A 17085-nucleotide genomic window follows, 5' to 3' on the forward strand; every position below is an offset into this window, starting at 1 on the left:
GCCACGCCCCGGGCGGCCGGGTGGTCGCACGTCAAGGACGTCACCCGAATGGACGCGCCCGGATGCCCGGGCCACGACTTCGCCGGATGCTGGGACCGCGCCACGTTCCGGCGCACCGCCCGATGAAGGAGCTTGTCGTGGCACAGCCTTCGACCCCCGAGTCCACCGCACGCGCGCCCCGCGGCCACGAGGCCCACACGACCCGTGGAGCCTGGGCGGCGGGCGGCACCATGTTCGCAGGCGTCCTCCTCCTCGTGGACGGCATCCAGGCCATCATCAAGGGCATCGCCGGCATCGCGAAGGACGACGTCTACGCCCGCCTCGGCCACTACGTCTTCAAGTTCAACCTGACCGCCTGGGGCTGGATCCACCTCGTCCTGGGCATCGTGCTCGTCGTGGTCGGCGTCGGACTGCTCAAGAGGGCGGTCTGGGCGCGGGTCGCGGGTGTTATGCTCGCCGGGTGCAGCATCATCCTCAACTTCATGTGGCTGCCCTACACACCGGTCTGGGCGATCGTTTCGATCGCCATCGGCGTCTTCGTGATCTGGGCCCTGTCCAACACGGGCGACCACCGCTCGCCCGCCGTCTGAGACCGGCGCGCAGCGCGTCGGGGACGGCCCGCCTGATGCGGACGGTCCCCGACGCGGAGGCGTGTCAGACCGTACGCGCGGGCAACGGCAGCGGCAGCGCCGGCAGCCCGTCCAGGCTCGTCTCGATGAAGTCCTTCTTCTCGCAGTACGCGGCGAACTCCTCGTCGGTCTTGCGGCCGAAGTACTCGGCGTGCAGCGTCCGTTCCCCCTGGTACTCCATCAACGGGACGGCATAGCCACAGACATCGGCGATGCGCCGGGCACGAACCACGATGATCGCCCGCGCCGAGGGACCGTCGGCGTCCCCGAACAGGCCGATCAGCTCCGCCCAGCGCGGGTCGTCACGGAAGACGGCCTCGCCCTCGCCGTGGATGCGCACGATGTTCGGCGGTCCGCTGAACGCACACCACATGAGTGTGATGCGACCGTTCTCGCGAACGTGGGCGATGGTCTCGGCACCACTCCCACCGAAGTCCAGGTAGGCCAGGGTCTGTTCGTCGATGACGGCGAGGGTCCCCGCCCGGCCCTTGGGGGAGAGGTTGACATGGCCGTCACCGGAGAGCGGGGCGGTGGCGGTGAAGAAGATCGGCTGCTCCTCGATGAAGGTGCGCAGGCGGCCGTCGATGCGTTCGTAGAGTTTTCCCATGACCCGACTATCCACCAGAGCGGTCGGTCGGCCCAGGTCGCCCCCTGGGCACACGCATCGACGGCTGCCCGTTCACCGCCCGCGCAGGAGAGCGCCCCGCGCGAGGGCGTGGGCGCCGGTCACCCGACCCCGGGAATACGTCGGTCCCGGAACGCCGAACGGACGGCGTCCGCGGCGCTCTTGCCGTACATGCGCTGTGCCGTCGCGATCGTCGTCAACGCCGCGTCCTGGAAGCTCGTGTCGGGGCGGAAGCCGAACTGCGCGTTCACGATGATCCGGTCCGCGGTCCGGGCTCCCAACGCCCCGCGGATGTCGAAGAGCGCCCGCGACCAGATCTCACCGTCCGCGTGCACCTCCCCGACCCGGTCCGCGTACACCTTGTCGCCGTCCACGCGCCGCAGGCAGTGCGGAGCGGTGGTGTACCCCGTCGAGTCCCAGTCGGCGACACATGCCAGGTCCGTCTTGCGCGACCACCCGTAGACCTCGTCGGCGTGCGCACCGACCTCGACCGCGAGGTAGTCGCCGAACGCCTCACCGATCGCGCCGGCCTCCGGCGAGGTGCCGAATCCGGGAACCTGCGCGTTGTGTACGGCGTGGCCGTACTCGTGGACGATCACCTCGGCGTCCTCGGCGTCGTCCACCCCGCCCTTGCCGAAGCGGATCTCGGCCTTCTTGTCGGAGAAGAAGGAGTTGTCGGCCCCGTACTGGTTGATCCGGACCGGCTGCGCACGGTCGTCGGCGCCCGGCAGCTCGCTCCCGAAGCCGAGACCCTGGAGGTACTCCTGTGCCTCGTTCACCCAGAAGTAGGCCATGACCTGCTCGAACTGGTCGTCGGCTCGGGTGTAGCCGGCCGCCTCCGAGGTCTTCGCGGAGCTGCCGGTGTCGGAACGGACGTACGCCCAACGGCCCGACAGCGCGCCGCCGGGGTCGAGGTTGCGCAGCGAAGCCGTGGTGTACGCCGAGGCGGGCACGGCGTCGGCGGCGTCCTTGCCGTCGGTCAGCGTCTGGTCGCCCGAGGACTGCACCGGGTTGACCATGAAGACGCGGGCCTGGGGCGCGGACGGCTCGGAGGTCCCGCCCGACGGCAGAGCCGAAACCGGGCCGGCCAGGGCGAAAACGGCCGCGGTGGTGGTGGCCGCGGCGATCAGGCCGCGGGATGTGCGGCGGCCCATGGACGTCCTCCCGTGGTGGGGTGGTTGGGTGTGCGGCCGTGATCCTCGCGCACACCGACGCCCTTTGGCCAGGGGTTCGACCGTACCCGCCCCGGGGGCATGCCGAAGGGCCCCCGCCCCGGCCGGTCGGCGGGGGTCGGGGGCCGATGGCGGGCCGCGGTCAGCGCGTGGCGAGCAGGGTGAGCGTGTCGATCACCCGGTTCGAGAAGCCCCACTCGTTGTCGTACCAGGCGACGACCTTGACGTGACGGCCGTCCACCCGCGTGAGGGCCGAGTCGAAGATCGACGAGGCGGGATTGCCCGTGATGTCAGAGGAGACGAGCGGGTCGTCCGAGTACTCCAGTACGCCGGCCAGCGGCCCCTGCGCGGCGGCGCGGTACGCGGCGAGGACGTCCTCGCGCGTCACGTCGCGGGCGACGGTGGTGTTGAGTTCGACGATCGAGCCGACCGGAACCGGCACCCGGATGGAGTCGCCCGACAGCTTGCCGTCGAGGTTGGGCAGCACCAGCCCGATCGCCTTGGCGGCGCCCGTCGTGGTCGGCACGATGTTGACTGCGGCGGCGCGGGCGCGGCGAGGATCGCGGTGCGGACCGTCCTGCAGGTTCTGCTCCTGCGTGTAGGCGTGCACCGTCGTCATGAATCCGTGCTCGATGCCCGCGAGTTCGTCGAGTACGGCGGCCAGCGGCGCGAGGGCGTTGGTCGTGCACGAGGCGTTCGAGACGATCGTGTGCAGGGCCGGGTCGTACGCGTCGTTGTTGACCCCGTACGCGAGCGTGACGTCGGCGCCGTCCGACGGCGCGCTGACGAGGACCTTCCTCGCCCCCGCCTTGAGGTGGGCGCGGGCCGCCTCGGCCGAGGTGAAGCGGCCGGTCGCCTCCAGCACGATGTCGACACCCAGCTCGGCCCACGGCAACTGCTCCGGCTCCCGCTCGGCGAGCACCGTGACGCGCCGGCCGTCGACGACCAGGACGTTCCCGTCGACGCTCACGGGGCGGCCGAGCCGTCCGGACGTGGTGTCGTACGCGAGCAACCGGGCGAGGGTCGCGGGTTCCGTGAGGTCGTTGACGGCCACGACCTCCAGGTCGCTGTCCCGTTCGAGCAGCGCGCGCAGCACATTGCGTCCGATGCGGCCGAAACCGTTGATGGCGATACGAGTCATGAGCGGTGTCCCCTTCTCTGTTCGCCACCAGGTTCGCTCCGGTGCGCCTGCCGCGGACAGCGGCGTGATTGCCACGGTGCGAAAGGATCCCGCCAAAAGGATCTCACCGAGGACCAGGTCGACGTGGCGAGGGGCTATCCGTCCCGGGTGAAGGTGCGCCGGTACTCGCTCGGGGTGGTGCCGAGGATGCGCCGGAAGTGCAACCGCAGGTTCGCCCCTGTGCCCAGCCCGACGTCGGCGGCGATCTGCTCGACGCTCCGCTGCGAACGTTCGAGAAGCTCACGGGCCACGTCGAGCCGAGCGCGCATCACCCACTGCATCGGCGTGTACCCGGTGTCCTCGGCGAAGCGCCGCGAGAACGTACGGGGCGACACCGCGGCGTGCTCGGCGAGCGCCTCCAGGGTGAGGGGCTCGCCGAGACGGTGCAGCGCCCACTCGCGGGTGGCGGCGAACCGCTCCCCGAGCGGCTCCGGCACACTGCGCGGCACGTACTGCGCCTGGCCGCCGCTGCGGTACGGAGCCGCGACCAGGCGCCGGGCCGCGTGGTTGGACGCGGCCACCCCGAGGTCGCGGCGCAGGACGTGCAGGCACAGGTCGATCCCGGAGGCGGCCCCGGCCGAGGTCAGCACACTGCCTTCGTCGACGAACAGCACGTTCTCGTCGAGCAGGACCCGCGGATGCTTCGCCACGAGCGCACGCGCGTAGTGCCAGTGGGTAGTGGCGCGCTTGCCGTCGAGCAGTCCCGTCGCGGCCAGCGCGAACGCGCCCGTGGAAATGGCGGCGAGGCGCGCGCCACGGGCGTGTGCGGCGATCAGCGCGTCGATCACCGCCGGTGGAGGGTCGTCGCGGTCCGGGAACCGGTATCCGGGGACGAAGACGATGTCCGCCCACTCCAGCGCGTCCAGCCCGTGGGAGACGGAGTAGGACAGGCCGTCGCCGCCCGTGAGGAGCCCGGGCGCCGCGCCGCACACCCGCACCTCGTACGGCATGCTCGCCCGGGTCGAGAAGACCTGCGCGGGAATGCCCACATCGAGGGGTTTCGCCCCTTCGAGGACGAGGACGGCGACGCGGTGGAGGCGGGAGGCTGACACACACCGAGGGTACGCGGGGGGTCGGCGGGCGGGCCGCCCACCATCCCGTGGGCCTCCTTCGCCCTGGGCGCACGTCCGCCCCCGCCCGGGGAGGGGCGGGGGCGGGGCGAGGGGGAGGGCGGAGGCCCGAACGGGGCGTCAGAAGGCGAAGAGCGCGTTTCCGTTGAAGGTCGCGGACATCACGCAGCTGTTGGAGAAGGTGTGCTTCCAGGAGACGCGGCGGCCCTGCCACACCCCGTCCGCGGTGACGGTGACGGGGTCGTAGATCATCGGACAGACACGGGTCGAGTCCGGGGCGGCCAGGAGCGTGTCGAGGGAGCCGGCGGTGGCGGCGAGGGCGGTACAGGCGGCCTTGGGGTCGGGGTGCGTTCCCTGGGCGGTCGGGGCGCAGCTGAGGGTGGACGCCCGTACGACGGTGGCGCCGTTCTCGCCCTGACCGAGGGTGAGGACCACGGCGGACGGGGCGTACAGGCTGTCCGGCTTGGCCTCCGCGATGCCGGTGGCGCCTGCCAGGGTCAGGAGGGCGGCGGCGGAGACGGCAGCGATGCGGTAACGCACGAGGTGACTCTCTTTCAATTCTAAGGTAAGACGCAGCGGTTGGCTGCGTTCTTTCGACTGGACGCTGCCGAGTCTGTCGGGTGTGAAGGGTGCGCGCACATTGATGACCGATTTACAGACATCTCGTTCGATTATCGGCGACCGAACGGTCGTTCAGGCAGCTCAGGGGGCGGATGTGCCCTCTGCGATCACGCGCGGACGCAGGGTGACAACGGCCATAACGGCCGAACGGCGGCGCGCTGACCTGCTGTCGGCCGTGCCGGGTTCATCGAACGTCCATCCAGGCTGACCGGATCGCGTCGGTGTCACGGCCGCGGGCGGACCGCCGTTCCCCTGGCTCGGCTGTCCCTCGCCGAAGTCGTAGCGCGGGCTCAGCGCCTGTCCTGTGCCGTCATGTGCGCCCGGCGCCTGTCACGTGCCGTCCGGCGTGGGCGGGTGCCCTGCATGCGCTCCGTGCGGGGGCGGCGGGACCGGCCGGGCGCCGGGGCGCGCCGCCTCCCTCGGCCTCACCGCCCCGCACCCCACCGACCGCCGGGCCAAGCGCCTCGTCCTCACGGGCGAGGGCACCGCGCTGCGCGAACGCCTCCTCGCGCTCCTCTCCGAGAACGGCCTGCTGGCCGGCCTCACCCCGCACGAGCAACGCGTCCTCCAGGGACTGCTGGAGCGGGCGATCGTCTCCGGTTGACAGCGCCCTCCGGCTCACGGTCGACTGCAGGCTGCGCGCCGGTAGCGGACGGCCGGGGACCGTGGAGCGCGTCACGCGCTGTGGCTGGGGGCCGGTTCGGGCTCGTGCCGGGACGTGCGCTCGCGCCGGGGGAGCAGGAGCGGGGTCGTCATGAGGAGGAGGCCGGCGATCGCGATCGCGGTGCGGGGCCCGGTGACGGCGGCCAGCAGGCCCCACAGGGCGGTCAGCGCGGCGACGGTGAGTTTGCTGGTGATCGACCACGCGGACAGGGTGCGCGCGACCCGGTCCGTAGGCGTCCGGTCGAGCCGGTAGGTGGCGAACACCGGGTTGAACACACCCATGCAGGTGATCAGCCCGAACTCGACTGCCATGACGAGTACGAGCCCGCCCGTGCCGGGCCCGATGAAGGCCGGCCCGAGCGACCAACACGCCCGCAGCGCTCCGGCGGTGAGCATGACCCGGTGCCGCCCGAACCGTTCGACGAGCGGGGAGGCCAGCCGGGAGCCGAGCAGGCCGCCGAGACAGGGCACGGCGAACGCGAGGCCGTACTGCCACGGTGAGAACCCGAGGGGCCCAAGCATCAAGACGGCCAGCGACGGCATGGTCGCCATGATCAGGCCGCTCACCAGGACCGTGTTGAAGAACAGCGGTCGTAGGGCGGAGTCGGCCAGGATGTGGCGCCACCCGTCGAGCAAGTCGCCCGCGCGCAACCGTGTCGGTGCCCCGGTGCGCGCGGGCCGCGGCTCCTTCCCGCCGATCGCGCGGATCGCCACCGCCGACAGCAGGTAGCTCACCGCGTTCGCCACGACGGTCATCACGGGACCGAACAGGCCGATGGCGGCTCCGCCGAGCGGCGGCCCGAGCACGGTGGCGGTCCACGTCGTCGACTCGAACCGCCCGTTCGCGACGAGCCGGTCCTCCGGGCGCACCAGCGCCTTCAGGCACGCGCCAGCGGCCGAGGTGAAGGCGATGTCGGCCGCCCCGACGACGACCGACACGACGACGAGCTGGGCGAAGCCGAGCCGGCCGAGCGCGAACGCCGCGGGCACGCTCAACAGCGCCGTGAACCGGAGCAGGTCCATCGCCACCATCACCGGCCGCTTGCGGCGGAACTCCACCCACGGGCCGAGCGGCACCGCGACCACCGCGGCGACCGCCAGGCCCGCGGCCGCCAACAGCGACACCTCGGTCGTCCCCGAGTGCAGCACGCGGATCGCGATCAAGGGGAAGGCGTCGAACGCCAGCCACGTGCCGGCCGTGCTGACCGCGTACGCCGCCCACAGCCACCGGAACCGCCGCCCCAGCGACCGCCTGCCCATCATGATCGCTACACCCCCGCTCCCGCACACCGGACGACCGGAAGTCGACCGGTGCGATCAGAGCGAGCAGCCTACCCGCCGGTCACGGGTGGTGGGGCGGGACGGCCTCGGCCAGGGTGACGGGCTCCGGCGGCGTACCGTCCCCGAACGGGCGGCCGCCCAATTCCGCCCGGTCGTGCGGGGCGAACCAGCCCGACGGGTCGGGGCCGACGGGAACGATCCCGGACGGGTTGATGTGGCTGTGGACGACGTAGAAATGCTTCTTGATGTGGTCGAAGTCGACCGTGTCCCCGAAGCCGGGGGTCTGGAACAGGTCACGGGCGTACGCCCACAGCACCGGCATCTCCGAGAGCTTCTGCCGGTTGCACTTGAAGTGGCCGTGATAGACGGCGTCGAAGCGCACGAGCGTGGTGAACAGCCGCACGTCCGCTTCGGTGATCGTCTCGCCGACGAGGTAGCGGGAGCGCTCCAGCCGCTCGGAGAGCCGGTCGAGGCGGGCGAAGAGACGCTCGTACGCCGTGATGTGCGCCTCCTGCGACCCGGCGAACCCGACCCGGTAGACACCGTTGTTCACGTCCGTGTAGACCTCTTCGTTGATCGCGTCGATCTCCGGCCGCAGCGCTGCCGGGTACAGCGCCGGCGCCCCGGCACGGTGGTACGCCGCCCACTCCAGCGACATGTCGATGGTCATCCGGTCGTAGTCGTTGGTGACCACCTCGCCGCTCGTCACGTCCACGATCGCGGGCACGGTGATGCCCCGGTCGTATTCGGGATCACGGGCGAAGTACGCCTCCTGGAGCCGCTCGATGCCCAGTACCGGGTCGCGGCCCCCCGGGTCGAGGTCGAAGGTCCAACTGCGCTTGTCGTGCGTCGGCCCGGCGACGGCCATGGGCAGGGCCTTCTCCAGTCCCAGGAGCCGCCGAACAATGATCGCGCGGTGCGCCCAGGGGCAGGCGCGGCTGACCACGAGACGGTAACGACCGGGCTCCACCGGGAATCCGTCGCGTCCGTCGGCGGTGATCCGGGTGGTGATGTAGCGGCTGTCGCGGGAGTACCCCTTGGCGGGGTTTACAGAGCTCATCCCGGGGCTCTACCCGGGGCCGCGATCACGGACACCCCGGATGGATCGTCGCTCCAGTCGGACTCCGGCGACCGGTCCTCCTGCCACGCGGTCGCGCGGCAGGAGGACCGGAGGGCGCCCGTCAGGTGCGGTACGCGTAGTAGATCGCGTTCGGGTAGGACGCGATGATGCTCGCGAGCGACTTCCGGTACGTATTGGTGGAGTGGTAGGTGAGGTACGGCATTCCGGCGCCGCTGCGGTACGTCACCATCATGGAGTGGTCCTTGGACCCGTCCCTGTTGAAGTCCATCTGCACGATGTCGCCGACGTCCGCCTGGTAGACGTCGGCCAGGTTGGCGGCCCGCTGGTTGGACAGCGTGAACCACGCCCACTCGTTGGCGCCGACGAAGGAGTCGGACTGGTGGGCGCCGTCGTACCACCAGTTGCGGTAGTCCGACGCGGAGCCGGGAACGGCCTTCCAGCCGCCCGCCTTCAGCGCCTGGCTGATGAAGTTGGTGCAGTCGCCCCCGGCGCCCGTGAACTTGCGGTACGCCGGGTTGTAGTTGCTCCAGTAGGTCTCCGCGTACCGGGCCATGGCGGCGTAGTCGTAGGCGCCGCCCGTCTTCGCCTTGGGCTTGGCCGTGGCGGGGTACTTGGTGGACGCGGGCGTGCCGTCCGGGTACTGGTTGCCGTCGTCCTTGGCGACCTTCGCCTCGGCCGCGACGGGCACGTTGATCGCGACGGGTCCGCTGTCCTGGGACTTGATCGAGCTCACTTCCCAGGCGCCGCCCCGCTTGCTGGTGAGGGTGAGCTCGTAGCGCGTCCGGAAGTCGGTGGACGGCGGCTCGTCGCCGCGCAGCTTCTTGTAGACCAGCGTGGTCTGCTCCGTGACCTGGACGGTCGCCTTACCGCCGGTGACCGTGGCCTGGTCGACATGGACGGTGCTGCTCGCGCCCGTGTACGCCTCGCCGAGCTCCGCGAGCCGGGACTTGCGGGACCGCAACGACGAGATCGTCGCGTCCTCGTCCTTCTTCAGCTGCGGCGACAGCCGGGTCTTCGGGGAGGTCTGACGGGAATTGTGGTGTCCCGGCTGATCCTCGACCAGGGCCTGGTTGCGCTGGGAGAGCACGTCGTCGGCTATGCGGGCGAAGGTGTCGGCGGTGGCGCGGTCGGCCGCCTGGGGGCCGGTGCCCGCGTTCGCCGAGTAGGCGAGCATGCTGCCGGACGCCAGGGCCACGGTCAGGGCCGCGATGGCGGCGGGCCTGAACCTCTTAGGTATCACTGTGTTTCCCCTTGTCACCCGGTACGCACGAACCGGGGGACGGCATCTTCGCACAACTGGATGGCTCTTTCGCCGCGTTCCGCTTTGTCGGCCGTCCCGGGGCGCGGTCGCGCGGCCGCCCGGCGGCCCTGCCTCCGCTTCGCACCGGGACCGGAGCACCCGGGGGCTCGCGACGGGATGCGGACACCGCCTGCCGCTCTCACAGCAAGTGCATCTAGGGTGGGCGGGAAAGCACGGCACAGGGGGCATTCGGAGTGGGCGGGCAGGATTCGGCCGCAAGAGGGCGATCGCGGGGCGGGCGCGAGGCCGCGGAGGGCGCGGGCGGAACGCCGCCGGGCCGCCGGGGCAGTTCCGGGGCGCGGCGGCGCCCCCGCGCGCGGTCCGGGCGGCTGGGCGATCTCGCACGGGCCGGCGCCGGCCGGCTCGGCGCCCTCGCCCCGGCCGCCGCCGCGGCGCGTACGGCACTGCGACGCCTGCGGCCCGACTACCCGAGGCCCGGCCGCGTCGGCTGGCGCCGGTGGGCGCCCTCCTGGCGCCAATGGCTCGGTGCCTGCCTGTATACGTTCATAGCCCTTACCGGCTTCGTCGCGCTCGCGTACGCCACCACGGACATACCCGACGACCTCAACTCATTCGCCCGTCAACAGGACAACGTGTACTACTGGGCGGACGGTTCCACGATGGCCCGCACCGGCTGGGTCAGCCGGCAGGAGATGCCCCTGGACAAGGTCCCGCCCAAGGTCCAGGGAGCCGTGCTCGCGGCCGAGAACGCGAGCTTCTACTCGGACCCCGGGGTCTCGCCGTCCGGCGTCCTGCGCGCGCTGCGCGCCGCCGTGACGGGAGGCGAGACCCAGGGCGGGTCCACCATCACGCAGCAGTACGTGAAGAACGCCTACCTCAACCAGGACCGCACCCTGTCCCGGAAGTTCACCGAGATCCTGCTCGCCCTGAAGCTGGACAACCAGACGGGCAAGAAGCAGATCCTGCAGGACTACCTCAACACCAGCTGGTTCGGGCGCGGCACGTACGGCATCCAGCGCGCGTCCCAGGCGTACTACGGGAAGGACGTCTCCCAGCTCAACCCGAGCGAGGGCGCCTTCCTCGCCTCCCTCCTCAAGGGCGCCGGGCTGTACGACCCCGCGCTCGGCAAGGAGAACCACGCGCGGGCCGTCGAGCGGTGGTCCTGGATCCTGGACCGCATGGTGGACACCGGACAGCTCACCCGCGCGGAGCGCGCCGGCTACACGAAGTTCCCCGAGCCCACGGGCGCGTCCCTGCCCGGCACCCCCGGGGCGCAGACCGGGTACCTGGTCGAACTGGCCAAGGCGTACGCGATCAAGACCGGTCACATCCCGGACGCCGAGTTCGACCTCGGCGGCTACCAGATCTACACGACCTTCGACAAGAACCGCATGACGGCCCTCACAGCCGCCGTCCAGGAGGCGCAGAAGGGCTTCGACGCCGAACGGCGCCCCGACACCGACAAGCACGCCAAGATCGGCGCGGCGAGCGTCGCCCCGGACGGGCGGCTGCTCGCCGTGTACGGCGGCCCCGACTACCTCAAGCAGGGGTTCAACGAGTCGAACGCGACGACGATCCCGGCCGGTACGGCGTTCACACCGTTCGTCTACGCCGCCGCGCTGGAGGAAGGGGTGCAGCGCACGCGCGGCACGGCCCGTACGCCGGTCTCCCCCTCCACCCCGTACGACGGCAACGACCAGGTGACCGTGCGGACCCCCGAGGGCCCGTACTGGGACCGCAGCGGCAAGGTGGTGAAGGGGCACAACGACGGGGGGCGCAACTGGGGTCAGGTGACCTTGCGCCAAGCCGTCGCCGACTCCGTCAACACCCCGATGGTGCAGCTCGGCCTCGACGTGGGCCTCGACCGGGTGGACTCGTTCGCCGAGCGTTCCGGCCTGCTCGGATCGAGCCTCGGACCGCGGATACCCACCTTCTCGCTCGGAGAGAACTCGACCCCCAGCGCGATCCGCATGGCCGGCGCCTACGAGACCTTCGCCGCGGGCGGGATGCACACGGACCCGTACTCGGTGCGCTCGGTCAGCCGCAACGGCGCCGCGGTATCGCTCGACGCTCCGAAGCCGGTCCGGGCCCTGAAGCCGGAGACCGCCCGCGCGGTGACGGACGCCCTGCGGTCCGCGGTAACCGAGGGATCGGCGAAGGCGGCGGCCAAGGTGCGTCCGGGCACGGCGGCCAAGACGGGAACGACCGCCGCGAACACGGCCGGCTGGTTCGTGGGCAGCACCGAGCGCGAGTCCACGGCGGTGGTGGTCTACCGGATGTCGCTGACCGACCTGATCCCGCTGCCGCTGACGGGCCTGGGCGGTGATCCCCAGAACACGCCGGGCAGCGACCGGGCGCTGCGCCTGTGGGCCGACTACACCAAGGCCGTGAAGTAGGCGGGGGCCACGCGCCGGCCGCCCGGCCGCCGGCCGCACCGGGCCCGGCGACCGCCGGGCCGACTACTTGATCAGCGTCGTCCAGTCCGGCGCCTGCGCCGGGTCGAGGAGCCGAAGCTGGGCCAGGACCTTCGGGTCCTGGGCGTCGAGCCAGTCCGACAGCTCCTTGAACGAGACGCAGCGCACATCCTGGCGCGGGCAGACGTCCTTCATCACGTCCTCGACGGCCTTCATGTAGATGCCGCCGTTCCAGTCCTCGAAGTGGTTCCCGATGAACATCGGGGCCCGGCTGCCGTTGTAGACGCGGTTGAAGCCGTCCAGGTACGAGCCGCGGGTCTGCGCCTCCCACGCCGCGAACTTCGCCGGATCGCCCTGGGTGCTGTCGCCCGACTGGTTGTAGAGGAAGTTGAAGTCCATCGACAGGACCTGCACGTCCTTGCCCTGGAGCGGCACGAGCTGGAGTGGGAAGTTCCACATCCCGTTCAGCTTGGACGGCCACAGCTGGAAGTCCCCCGAGGAACTCGCGTCGTACCGCCAGCCGTAGGGCTTGATCGCGGTCAGGAGGTTCTTCTGCCCCTCCAGACAGGGCGCGCGACCGCCGACCATCTCGCGGTCCGGGTCGAAGGGCAGGGGCGCCTCCTTGGTGAAACCGGTATTGGTCTTCCAGTTCTTCACGAAGGAGTACGTCTGGTCGATCTCGCTCTTCCACTCGTCGGGGCTCCAGTCCCCACCACCCTTGGGTCCGCAGAAGTGGCCGTTGAAGTGCGACCCGATCTCGTCGCCGTCGCCCCAGGCGCCGCGCAATTGGGCGAGGGTGGACTTCACGTGCGGGACGGTCGGATAGGAGATGGCGGCGGCGCCCGGGTTGTGCTGGGGCGGGTGGTAGAGCGTCTTCTTGTCCTCCGGCAGCAGGTAGATGCCGGTGAGGAAGAAGGTCATGTGGGCGTTGTTCGCCTTGGCCACCTGGCGGAAATGCGAGAAGAGGTGGTCGTCGCCCTCCAGGGCGCCGTCCCAGGAGAACACCACGAACTGCGGCGGCTTCTCGCCGGGCCCCAGCCGCTCGGGCTTGAGCTGCCCCGGCTGCGGCCCGGTGTAGGAGGTGGAGCCGTCCCCCAGGACCTTGACCTTGCCGTCCCAGTCCTGCTCCGGGCCCTTCACGGCGGCGGCCCCGTTGGCCGCGGCGCCGGGTGCGGTGAGCTTGGCGTCGCTCTTGACGGACTCCGAGCCCGTGGCGAAGGCGTACGCGGTGGCGGCGGCCCCGCCGAGGGCGATCACGGCCCCGCCTATGCCCAGGCGTTTACGGATTTGTGCCTTCCTGCGTACTTTGCGGCTGGTCCGGGACTCCGTCCGGGTGTGGGCAGTGGCGTCGGTGTCGGCCATGGCTTTCGTCCCCCCTGCTCACCGCAGCAGGGCCGCGTGTGGATGGTTCATACGAATATAGAACTTGTCGGCACTCCTCCCGCACCCAGTGTCCTTCTCTTGCGTCGCTTCACAGCCGACCCACAGCTCCCCGCCGTTCCGGCCGGCGGCCGGGGAAGAGGGGGAGCCGTGGGTGCCGGTGCCCGGGCACCGGGTTATCCGGCGTGTACCTGCGTGTTCTGGCAGGCGTGCAGCAGCCACCGCCCGTCGTCCTGCTTGGTCATGACGTAGAGCGGAGCGCCCTCCGTATCCCCTTCCGCCGAGCGGTAGACCTGGCGGACCTTCACGGCCGCCACGTCGGGCCGAAGGAACCGGGTGTGCACCGCCTCGTAGGTGACCTCGCCGTCCCAGCTCGCGGCGGGCAGCACGGCGCGGGTGAACTCGGCTATCGCGTCGAAGCCGATGAGTACCTTGCCGTGCGCGGTCGTCCAGAGGGCATCGGGATGGAACAGCGCGAGGAAACCCTCCACGTCCTTGGAGCGCTGGGTGCGCTCGACGGTGGCCACGACTTGTGCGATGGCCTCGATGTCCGCGGTTTCGGTGCTCATGTGGATCATTGTCGAACCTCGAGTCGACTTGAGGTCAAGGCCGGCAGGAGCCGACGCGCCTGTTCCGGGCAGGACCGGGGTGGAGCGTCCGGGCGGCAGGCCGCCCGCTGCGTCCGGACAGGACGAACGGCGAGACGCAACGGTGATGGAGGGGACCCTTGACGAGGCTGTTGTTAGCGTTAACACTGCTGAAACGGCAGGCGGGAGCAGCGGTGAAACCGGGCTCACGGCGCGCCCCGCTGCCGGTTCCGCCCCCCGCCGCCCGCGCGCCTCCCCGACGTCCACCGGGCCGGGCCCCATCTCACCCCCTCGCCACGCCGAACACGGCGTACCACTGGAGGAAACGTGCGAAGAATGTCGATCGGCCTCGTCGCGGCGGCTCTCACCCTGACCCTGGCGAGCTGCGGCCAGAGCGCGAACGGCGTCGGCGAGGACGCCGCCGGCGGCGACGCCAAGGGCGGTCTCGTCGGCATCGCGATGCCCACCAAGTCCTCGGAGCGTTGGATCGCGGACGGCGACAACATGGTCAAGCACTTCCAGGCCAAGGGCTACAAGACGGACCTCCAGTACGGGGACAACGTCGTCGAGAACCAGGTCGCCCAGATCGAGAACATGATCACCAAGGGTGCGAAGCTGCTGGTCGTGGCCCCCATCGACGGCTCCTCCCTCAGCGACGTGCTCCAGCGGGCCGCCGACGCCAAGGTGAAGGTCATCTCCTACGACCGCCTGATCCGCGGTACCGGCAACGTCGACTACTACGCGACCTTCGACAACTACAAGGTCGGCGTGCTCCAGGGCAGCTACATTGCCGACCGGTTGGGACTGAAGGACGGCAAGGGACCGTTCAACGTCGAGCTGTTCGCCGGGTCGCCGGACGACAACAACGCGTCCTTCTTCTACCAGGGCGCGATGAGCGTCCTCAAGCCGTACATCGAGGGCGGCGAACTCGTCGTCAAGAGCGGCCAGAGCGAGTTCAACCAGGTGGCCACGCTGCGCTGGGACGGCGGCGTCGCCCAGTCCCGGATGGACAACCTGCTCAGCAAGGCGTACACGTCGGCCACCGTGGACGCCGTGCTGTCGCCCTACGACGGCATCTCCATCGGCATCGTCTCCTCCCTCAAGAGCGTCGGCTACGGCGGCGCCGGCAGGCCCCTGCCCATCGTCACCGGCCAGGACGCCGAACTCGCCTCCGTGAAGTCGATCATCGCGGGCGAACAGACCGAGACGGTCTACAAGGACACCCGGGAACTGGCCGAGGTGGCCGTCCGGATGGGCGACGCCCTGCTCACCGGCGGCAAGCCCGAGGTGAACGACACCAAGCAGTACGACAACGGCGTCAAGGTGGTGCCCGCCTACTTGCTCCAGCCGGTCAGCGTCGACAAGGACAACTACCGCAAGGTGCTGGTCGATTCCGGTCAGTACTCCGCGGACCAGCTCAAGTAGCCACCACCCGGCCCCCCCAGGGCCGAAGAGCCGGGTCGTGCGGCGCCGACGGACGGGCCGACCGCATCACCCCAGTCGAACGGACCACCACCATGGCCGGACCCACCGCCCCGCCCGGACCCGCAGCAACGCCCGGACCCACCACCCCGCCCGGACCCGTCCTCGAAATGCGCGCCATCAGCAAGTCCTTCCCCGGCGTGAAGGCGCTCACCGACGTCAACCTGAGTGTTGCCCCCGGCGAGGTCCACGCCGTCTGCGGCGAGAACGGCGCGGGCAAGTCCACCCTCATGAAGGTGCTCAGCGGCGTCCACCCGCACGGCACCTTCGAGGGCCAGATCCTCTTCCAGGGCGAGCCCTGCGCCTTCGGCGACATCCGGGCCAGCGAGCGGCGCGGCATCGTGATCATCCACCAGGAACTCGCCCTGATCCCCCACCTCTCCATCGCCGAGAACCTCTTCCTCGGCAACGAACACGCCTCCCGCGGGTTCATCGACCGGCGCCGCACGTTCACCCACGCCAAGGCGCTCCTCGAACGCGTCGGCCTGCCGGAGAACCCGCACACCCGGATCGCGGACATCGGCGTCGGCAAGCAGCAGCTCGTCGAGATCGCCAAGGCCCTCGCCAAGGAGGTGAAGCTGCTCATCCTCGACGAGCCGACGGCCGCGCTGAACGACGAGGACAGCCGCAAGCTGCTCGACCTCGTCCTCGAACTGAAGGGCCAGGGCATCGCCTGCGTCCTCATCTCGCACAAGCTGAACGAGATCGCCCGGGTCGCCGACTCCGTCACCGTCCTGCGCGACGGGCGCACCGTCGAGACCCTCGCGGTCGGCGCCGACGGCGTCTGCGAGGACCGCATCATCCACGCCATGGTGGGCCGGGACCTGGAACACCGCTACCCCGAGCGCACCCCGAGGATCGGTGACATCGCCCTGGAGATCCGGGACTGGACCGTCCTGCACCCGATCGACCTCCAACGCAAAGTCGTCGACGGCGCCTCGATCACCGTCCGACGCGGCGAGATCGTCGGCATGGCCGGTCTGATGGGAGCCGGCCGTACCGAACTCGCCATGAGCGTCTTCGGCCGCTCCTACGGACGTCGTACCGGCGGGCGTGTGCTGCTGGACGGCAAGGAGATCCGTACCCGCACCGTCCCGGAGGCGATCGGCCACGGCCTCGCCTACGTCACCGAGGACCGCAAGCACCTCGGGCTCAACCTCAAGGACGACATCCGCCGCAACATCTCCCTGAGTGCCCTCGGCAAGGTCTCCCGGCGGGGCTGGGTGAACCGGCACCAGGAGACCAAGGTCGCGGAGAAGTACCGCACCGCCATGAACATCAAGGCGCCTTCGGTCTTCGCGGAGACCGGAAAGCTCAGCGGCGGCAACCAACAGAAGGTCGTCCTCGCCAAATGGATCTTCTCCGAGCCCGAGGTTCTCATTCTCGACGAGCCCACCCGCGGCATCGACGTCGGAGCGAAGGCCGAGATCTACGCGGTCATCGCCGACCTCGCCGACCAGGGCAAGGCAGTCCTGGTCATCTCCTCCGAACTGCCCGAGCTCATCGGCCTGTGCGACCGCGTCTACACCATGGCGGAGGGGCGCGTCACCGGTGAGGTCAGCCGCTCGGAGGCGACCCAGGAAACCCTCATGCGCCTCATGACAGTGAGCGCGGCAAACCACGACGAGCAGGTGTGACG

At 70.4% G+C, this 17085-nt stretch carries 15 protein-coding genes; 5 read left to right on the forward strand and 10 right to left on the reverse strand.

What is annotated here, in order from left to right:
• Positions 1–137 precede the first annotated feature (137 nt).
• The gene (locus ABZ934_RS23030) at positions 138–590 is read left to right on the forward strand and encodes a hypothetical protein (protein WP_361316260.1); all 453 of its coding nucleotides are present in this window, start codon (positions 138–140) and stop codon (positions 588–590) included.
• Positions 591–654: 64 nt separating this feature from the next.
• On the opposite strand, the gene ABZ934_RS23035 is transcribed toward ABZ934_RS23030, so the two are convergent.
• The 5 genes from ABZ934_RS23035 to ABZ934_RS23055 all read right to left on the reverse strand — a co-directional run bounded on the left by ABZ934_RS23035 (position 655) and on the right by ABZ934_RS23055 (position 5216).
• Complete coding sequence (locus tag ABZ934_RS23035; RefSeq protein ID WP_361316263.1) at positions 655–1236, reverse strand: pyridoxamine 5'-phosphate oxidase family protein; 582 nt, start codon at positions 1234–1236, stop codon at positions 655–657.
• 119 nt (positions 1237–1355) lie between these two features.
• A complete protein-coding gene (locus ABZ934_RS23040) occupies positions 1356–2408 on the reverse strand; it encodes a M36 family metallopeptidase (RefSeq protein WP_361316266.1) in 1053 nt (350 codons plus the stop codon).
• Positions 2409–2568: 160 nt separating this feature from the next.
• Positions 2569–3567 carry a type I glyceraldehyde-3-phosphate dehydrogenase gene (gene gap / locus ABZ934_RS23045; protein ID WP_361316268.1) on the reverse strand — a complete coding sequence of 333 codons (999 nt, stop codon included), beginning with the start codon at positions 3565–3567 and terminating at the stop codon, positions 2569–2571.
• A gap of 134 nt (positions 3568–3701) precedes the next feature.
• Positions 3702–4658, reverse strand: a complete 957-nt coding sequence (locus ABZ934_RS23050; protein WP_361316271.1) for a helix-turn-helix domain-containing protein — start codon at positions 4656–4658, stop codon at positions 3702–3704.
• 138 nt (positions 4659–4796) lie between these two features.
• Positions 4797–5216: a subtilase-type protease inhibitor gene (locus ABZ934_RS23055; protein ID WP_361316273.1), complete on the reverse strand. Its 420-nt coding sequence runs from the start codon at positions 5214–5216 to the stop codon at positions 4797–4799.
• 427 nt (positions 5217–5643) lie between these two features.
• Between ABZ934_RS23055 and ABZ934_RS23060 the strand changes: the two genes are divergently transcribed.
• A complete protein-coding gene (locus ABZ934_RS23060; RefSeq protein ID WP_361316275.1) occupies positions 5644–5901 on the forward strand; it encodes a hypothetical protein in 258 nt (85 codons plus the stop codon).
• A gap of 71 nt (positions 5902–5972) precedes the next feature.
• Here ABZ934_RS23060 and ABZ934_RS23065 read toward each other — a convergent pair whose 3' ends face one another.
• From ABZ934_RS23065 to ABZ934_RS23075, 3 genes are all read right to left on the reverse strand, one after another.
• Positions 5973–7223: an MFS transporter gene (locus tag ABZ934_RS23065; protein WP_361316277.1), complete on the reverse strand. Its 1251-nt coding sequence runs from the start codon at positions 7221–7223 to the stop codon at positions 5973–5975.
• 79 nt (positions 7224–7302) lie between these two features.
• Positions 7303–8301 carry a glutathione S-transferase C-terminal domain-containing protein gene (locus ABZ934_RS23070; RefSeq protein WP_361316279.1) on the reverse strand — a complete coding sequence of 333 codons (999 nt, stop codon included), beginning with the start codon at positions 8299–8301 and terminating at the stop codon, positions 7303–7305.
• 121 nt (positions 8302–8422) lie between these two features.
• Entirely contained in the window at positions 8423–9562 is a 1140-nt protein-coding gene (locus tag ABZ934_RS23075; RefSeq protein WP_361316282.1) for an amidase domain-containing protein, read from the reverse strand.
• 464 nt (positions 9563–10026) lie between these two features.
• Between ABZ934_RS23075 and ABZ934_RS23080 the strand changes: the two genes are divergently transcribed.
• Positions 10027–11979 (forward strand): transglycosylase domain-containing protein, encoded by a 1953-nt coding sequence (locus ABZ934_RS23080; protein ID WP_361316480.1) that lies wholly within the window; start codon positions 10027–10029, stop codon positions 11977–11979.
• A gap of 63 nt (positions 11980–12042) precedes the next feature.
• Here ABZ934_RS23080 and ABZ934_RS23085 read toward each other — a convergent pair whose 3' ends face one another.
• Both ABZ934_RS23085 and ABZ934_RS23090 read right to left on the reverse strand, forming a co-directional pair.
• Positions 12043–13359: a hypothetical protein gene (locus ABZ934_RS23085; protein ID WP_361316284.1), complete on the reverse strand. Its 1317-nt coding sequence runs from the start codon at positions 13357–13359 to the stop codon at positions 12043–12045.
• A 194-nt stretch (positions 13360–13553) separates the two neighbouring features.
• Positions 13554–13955: an SgcJ/EcaC family oxidoreductase gene (locus ABZ934_RS23090; protein WP_361316287.1), complete on the reverse strand. Its 402-nt coding sequence runs from the start codon at positions 13953–13955 to the stop codon at positions 13554–13556.
• Between the two features lie 345 nt (positions 13956–14300).
• Between ABZ934_RS23090 and chvE the strand changes: the two genes are divergently transcribed.
• Both chvE and mmsA read left to right on the forward strand, forming a co-directional pair.
• Entirely contained in the window at positions 14301–15389 is a 1089-nt protein-coding gene (gene chvE / locus ABZ934_RS23095; RefSeq protein WP_361316290.1) for a multiple monosaccharide ABC transporter substrate-binding protein, read from the forward strand.
• A gap of 167 nt (positions 15390–15556) precedes the next feature.
• The gene (mmsA, locus tag ABZ934_RS23100; RefSeq protein ID WP_361316482.1) at positions 15557–17083 is read left to right on the forward strand and encodes a multiple monosaccharide ABC transporter ATP-binding protein; all 1527 of its coding nucleotides are present in this window, start codon (positions 15557–15559) and stop codon (positions 17081–17083) included.
• Positions 17084–17085: the final 2 nt, after the last annotated feature.

The organism is Streptomyces sp. NPDC046557, from assembly GCF_040645975.1.
Lineage (GTDB): Bacteria > Actinomycetota > Actinomycetes > Streptomycetales > Streptomycetaceae > Streptomyces.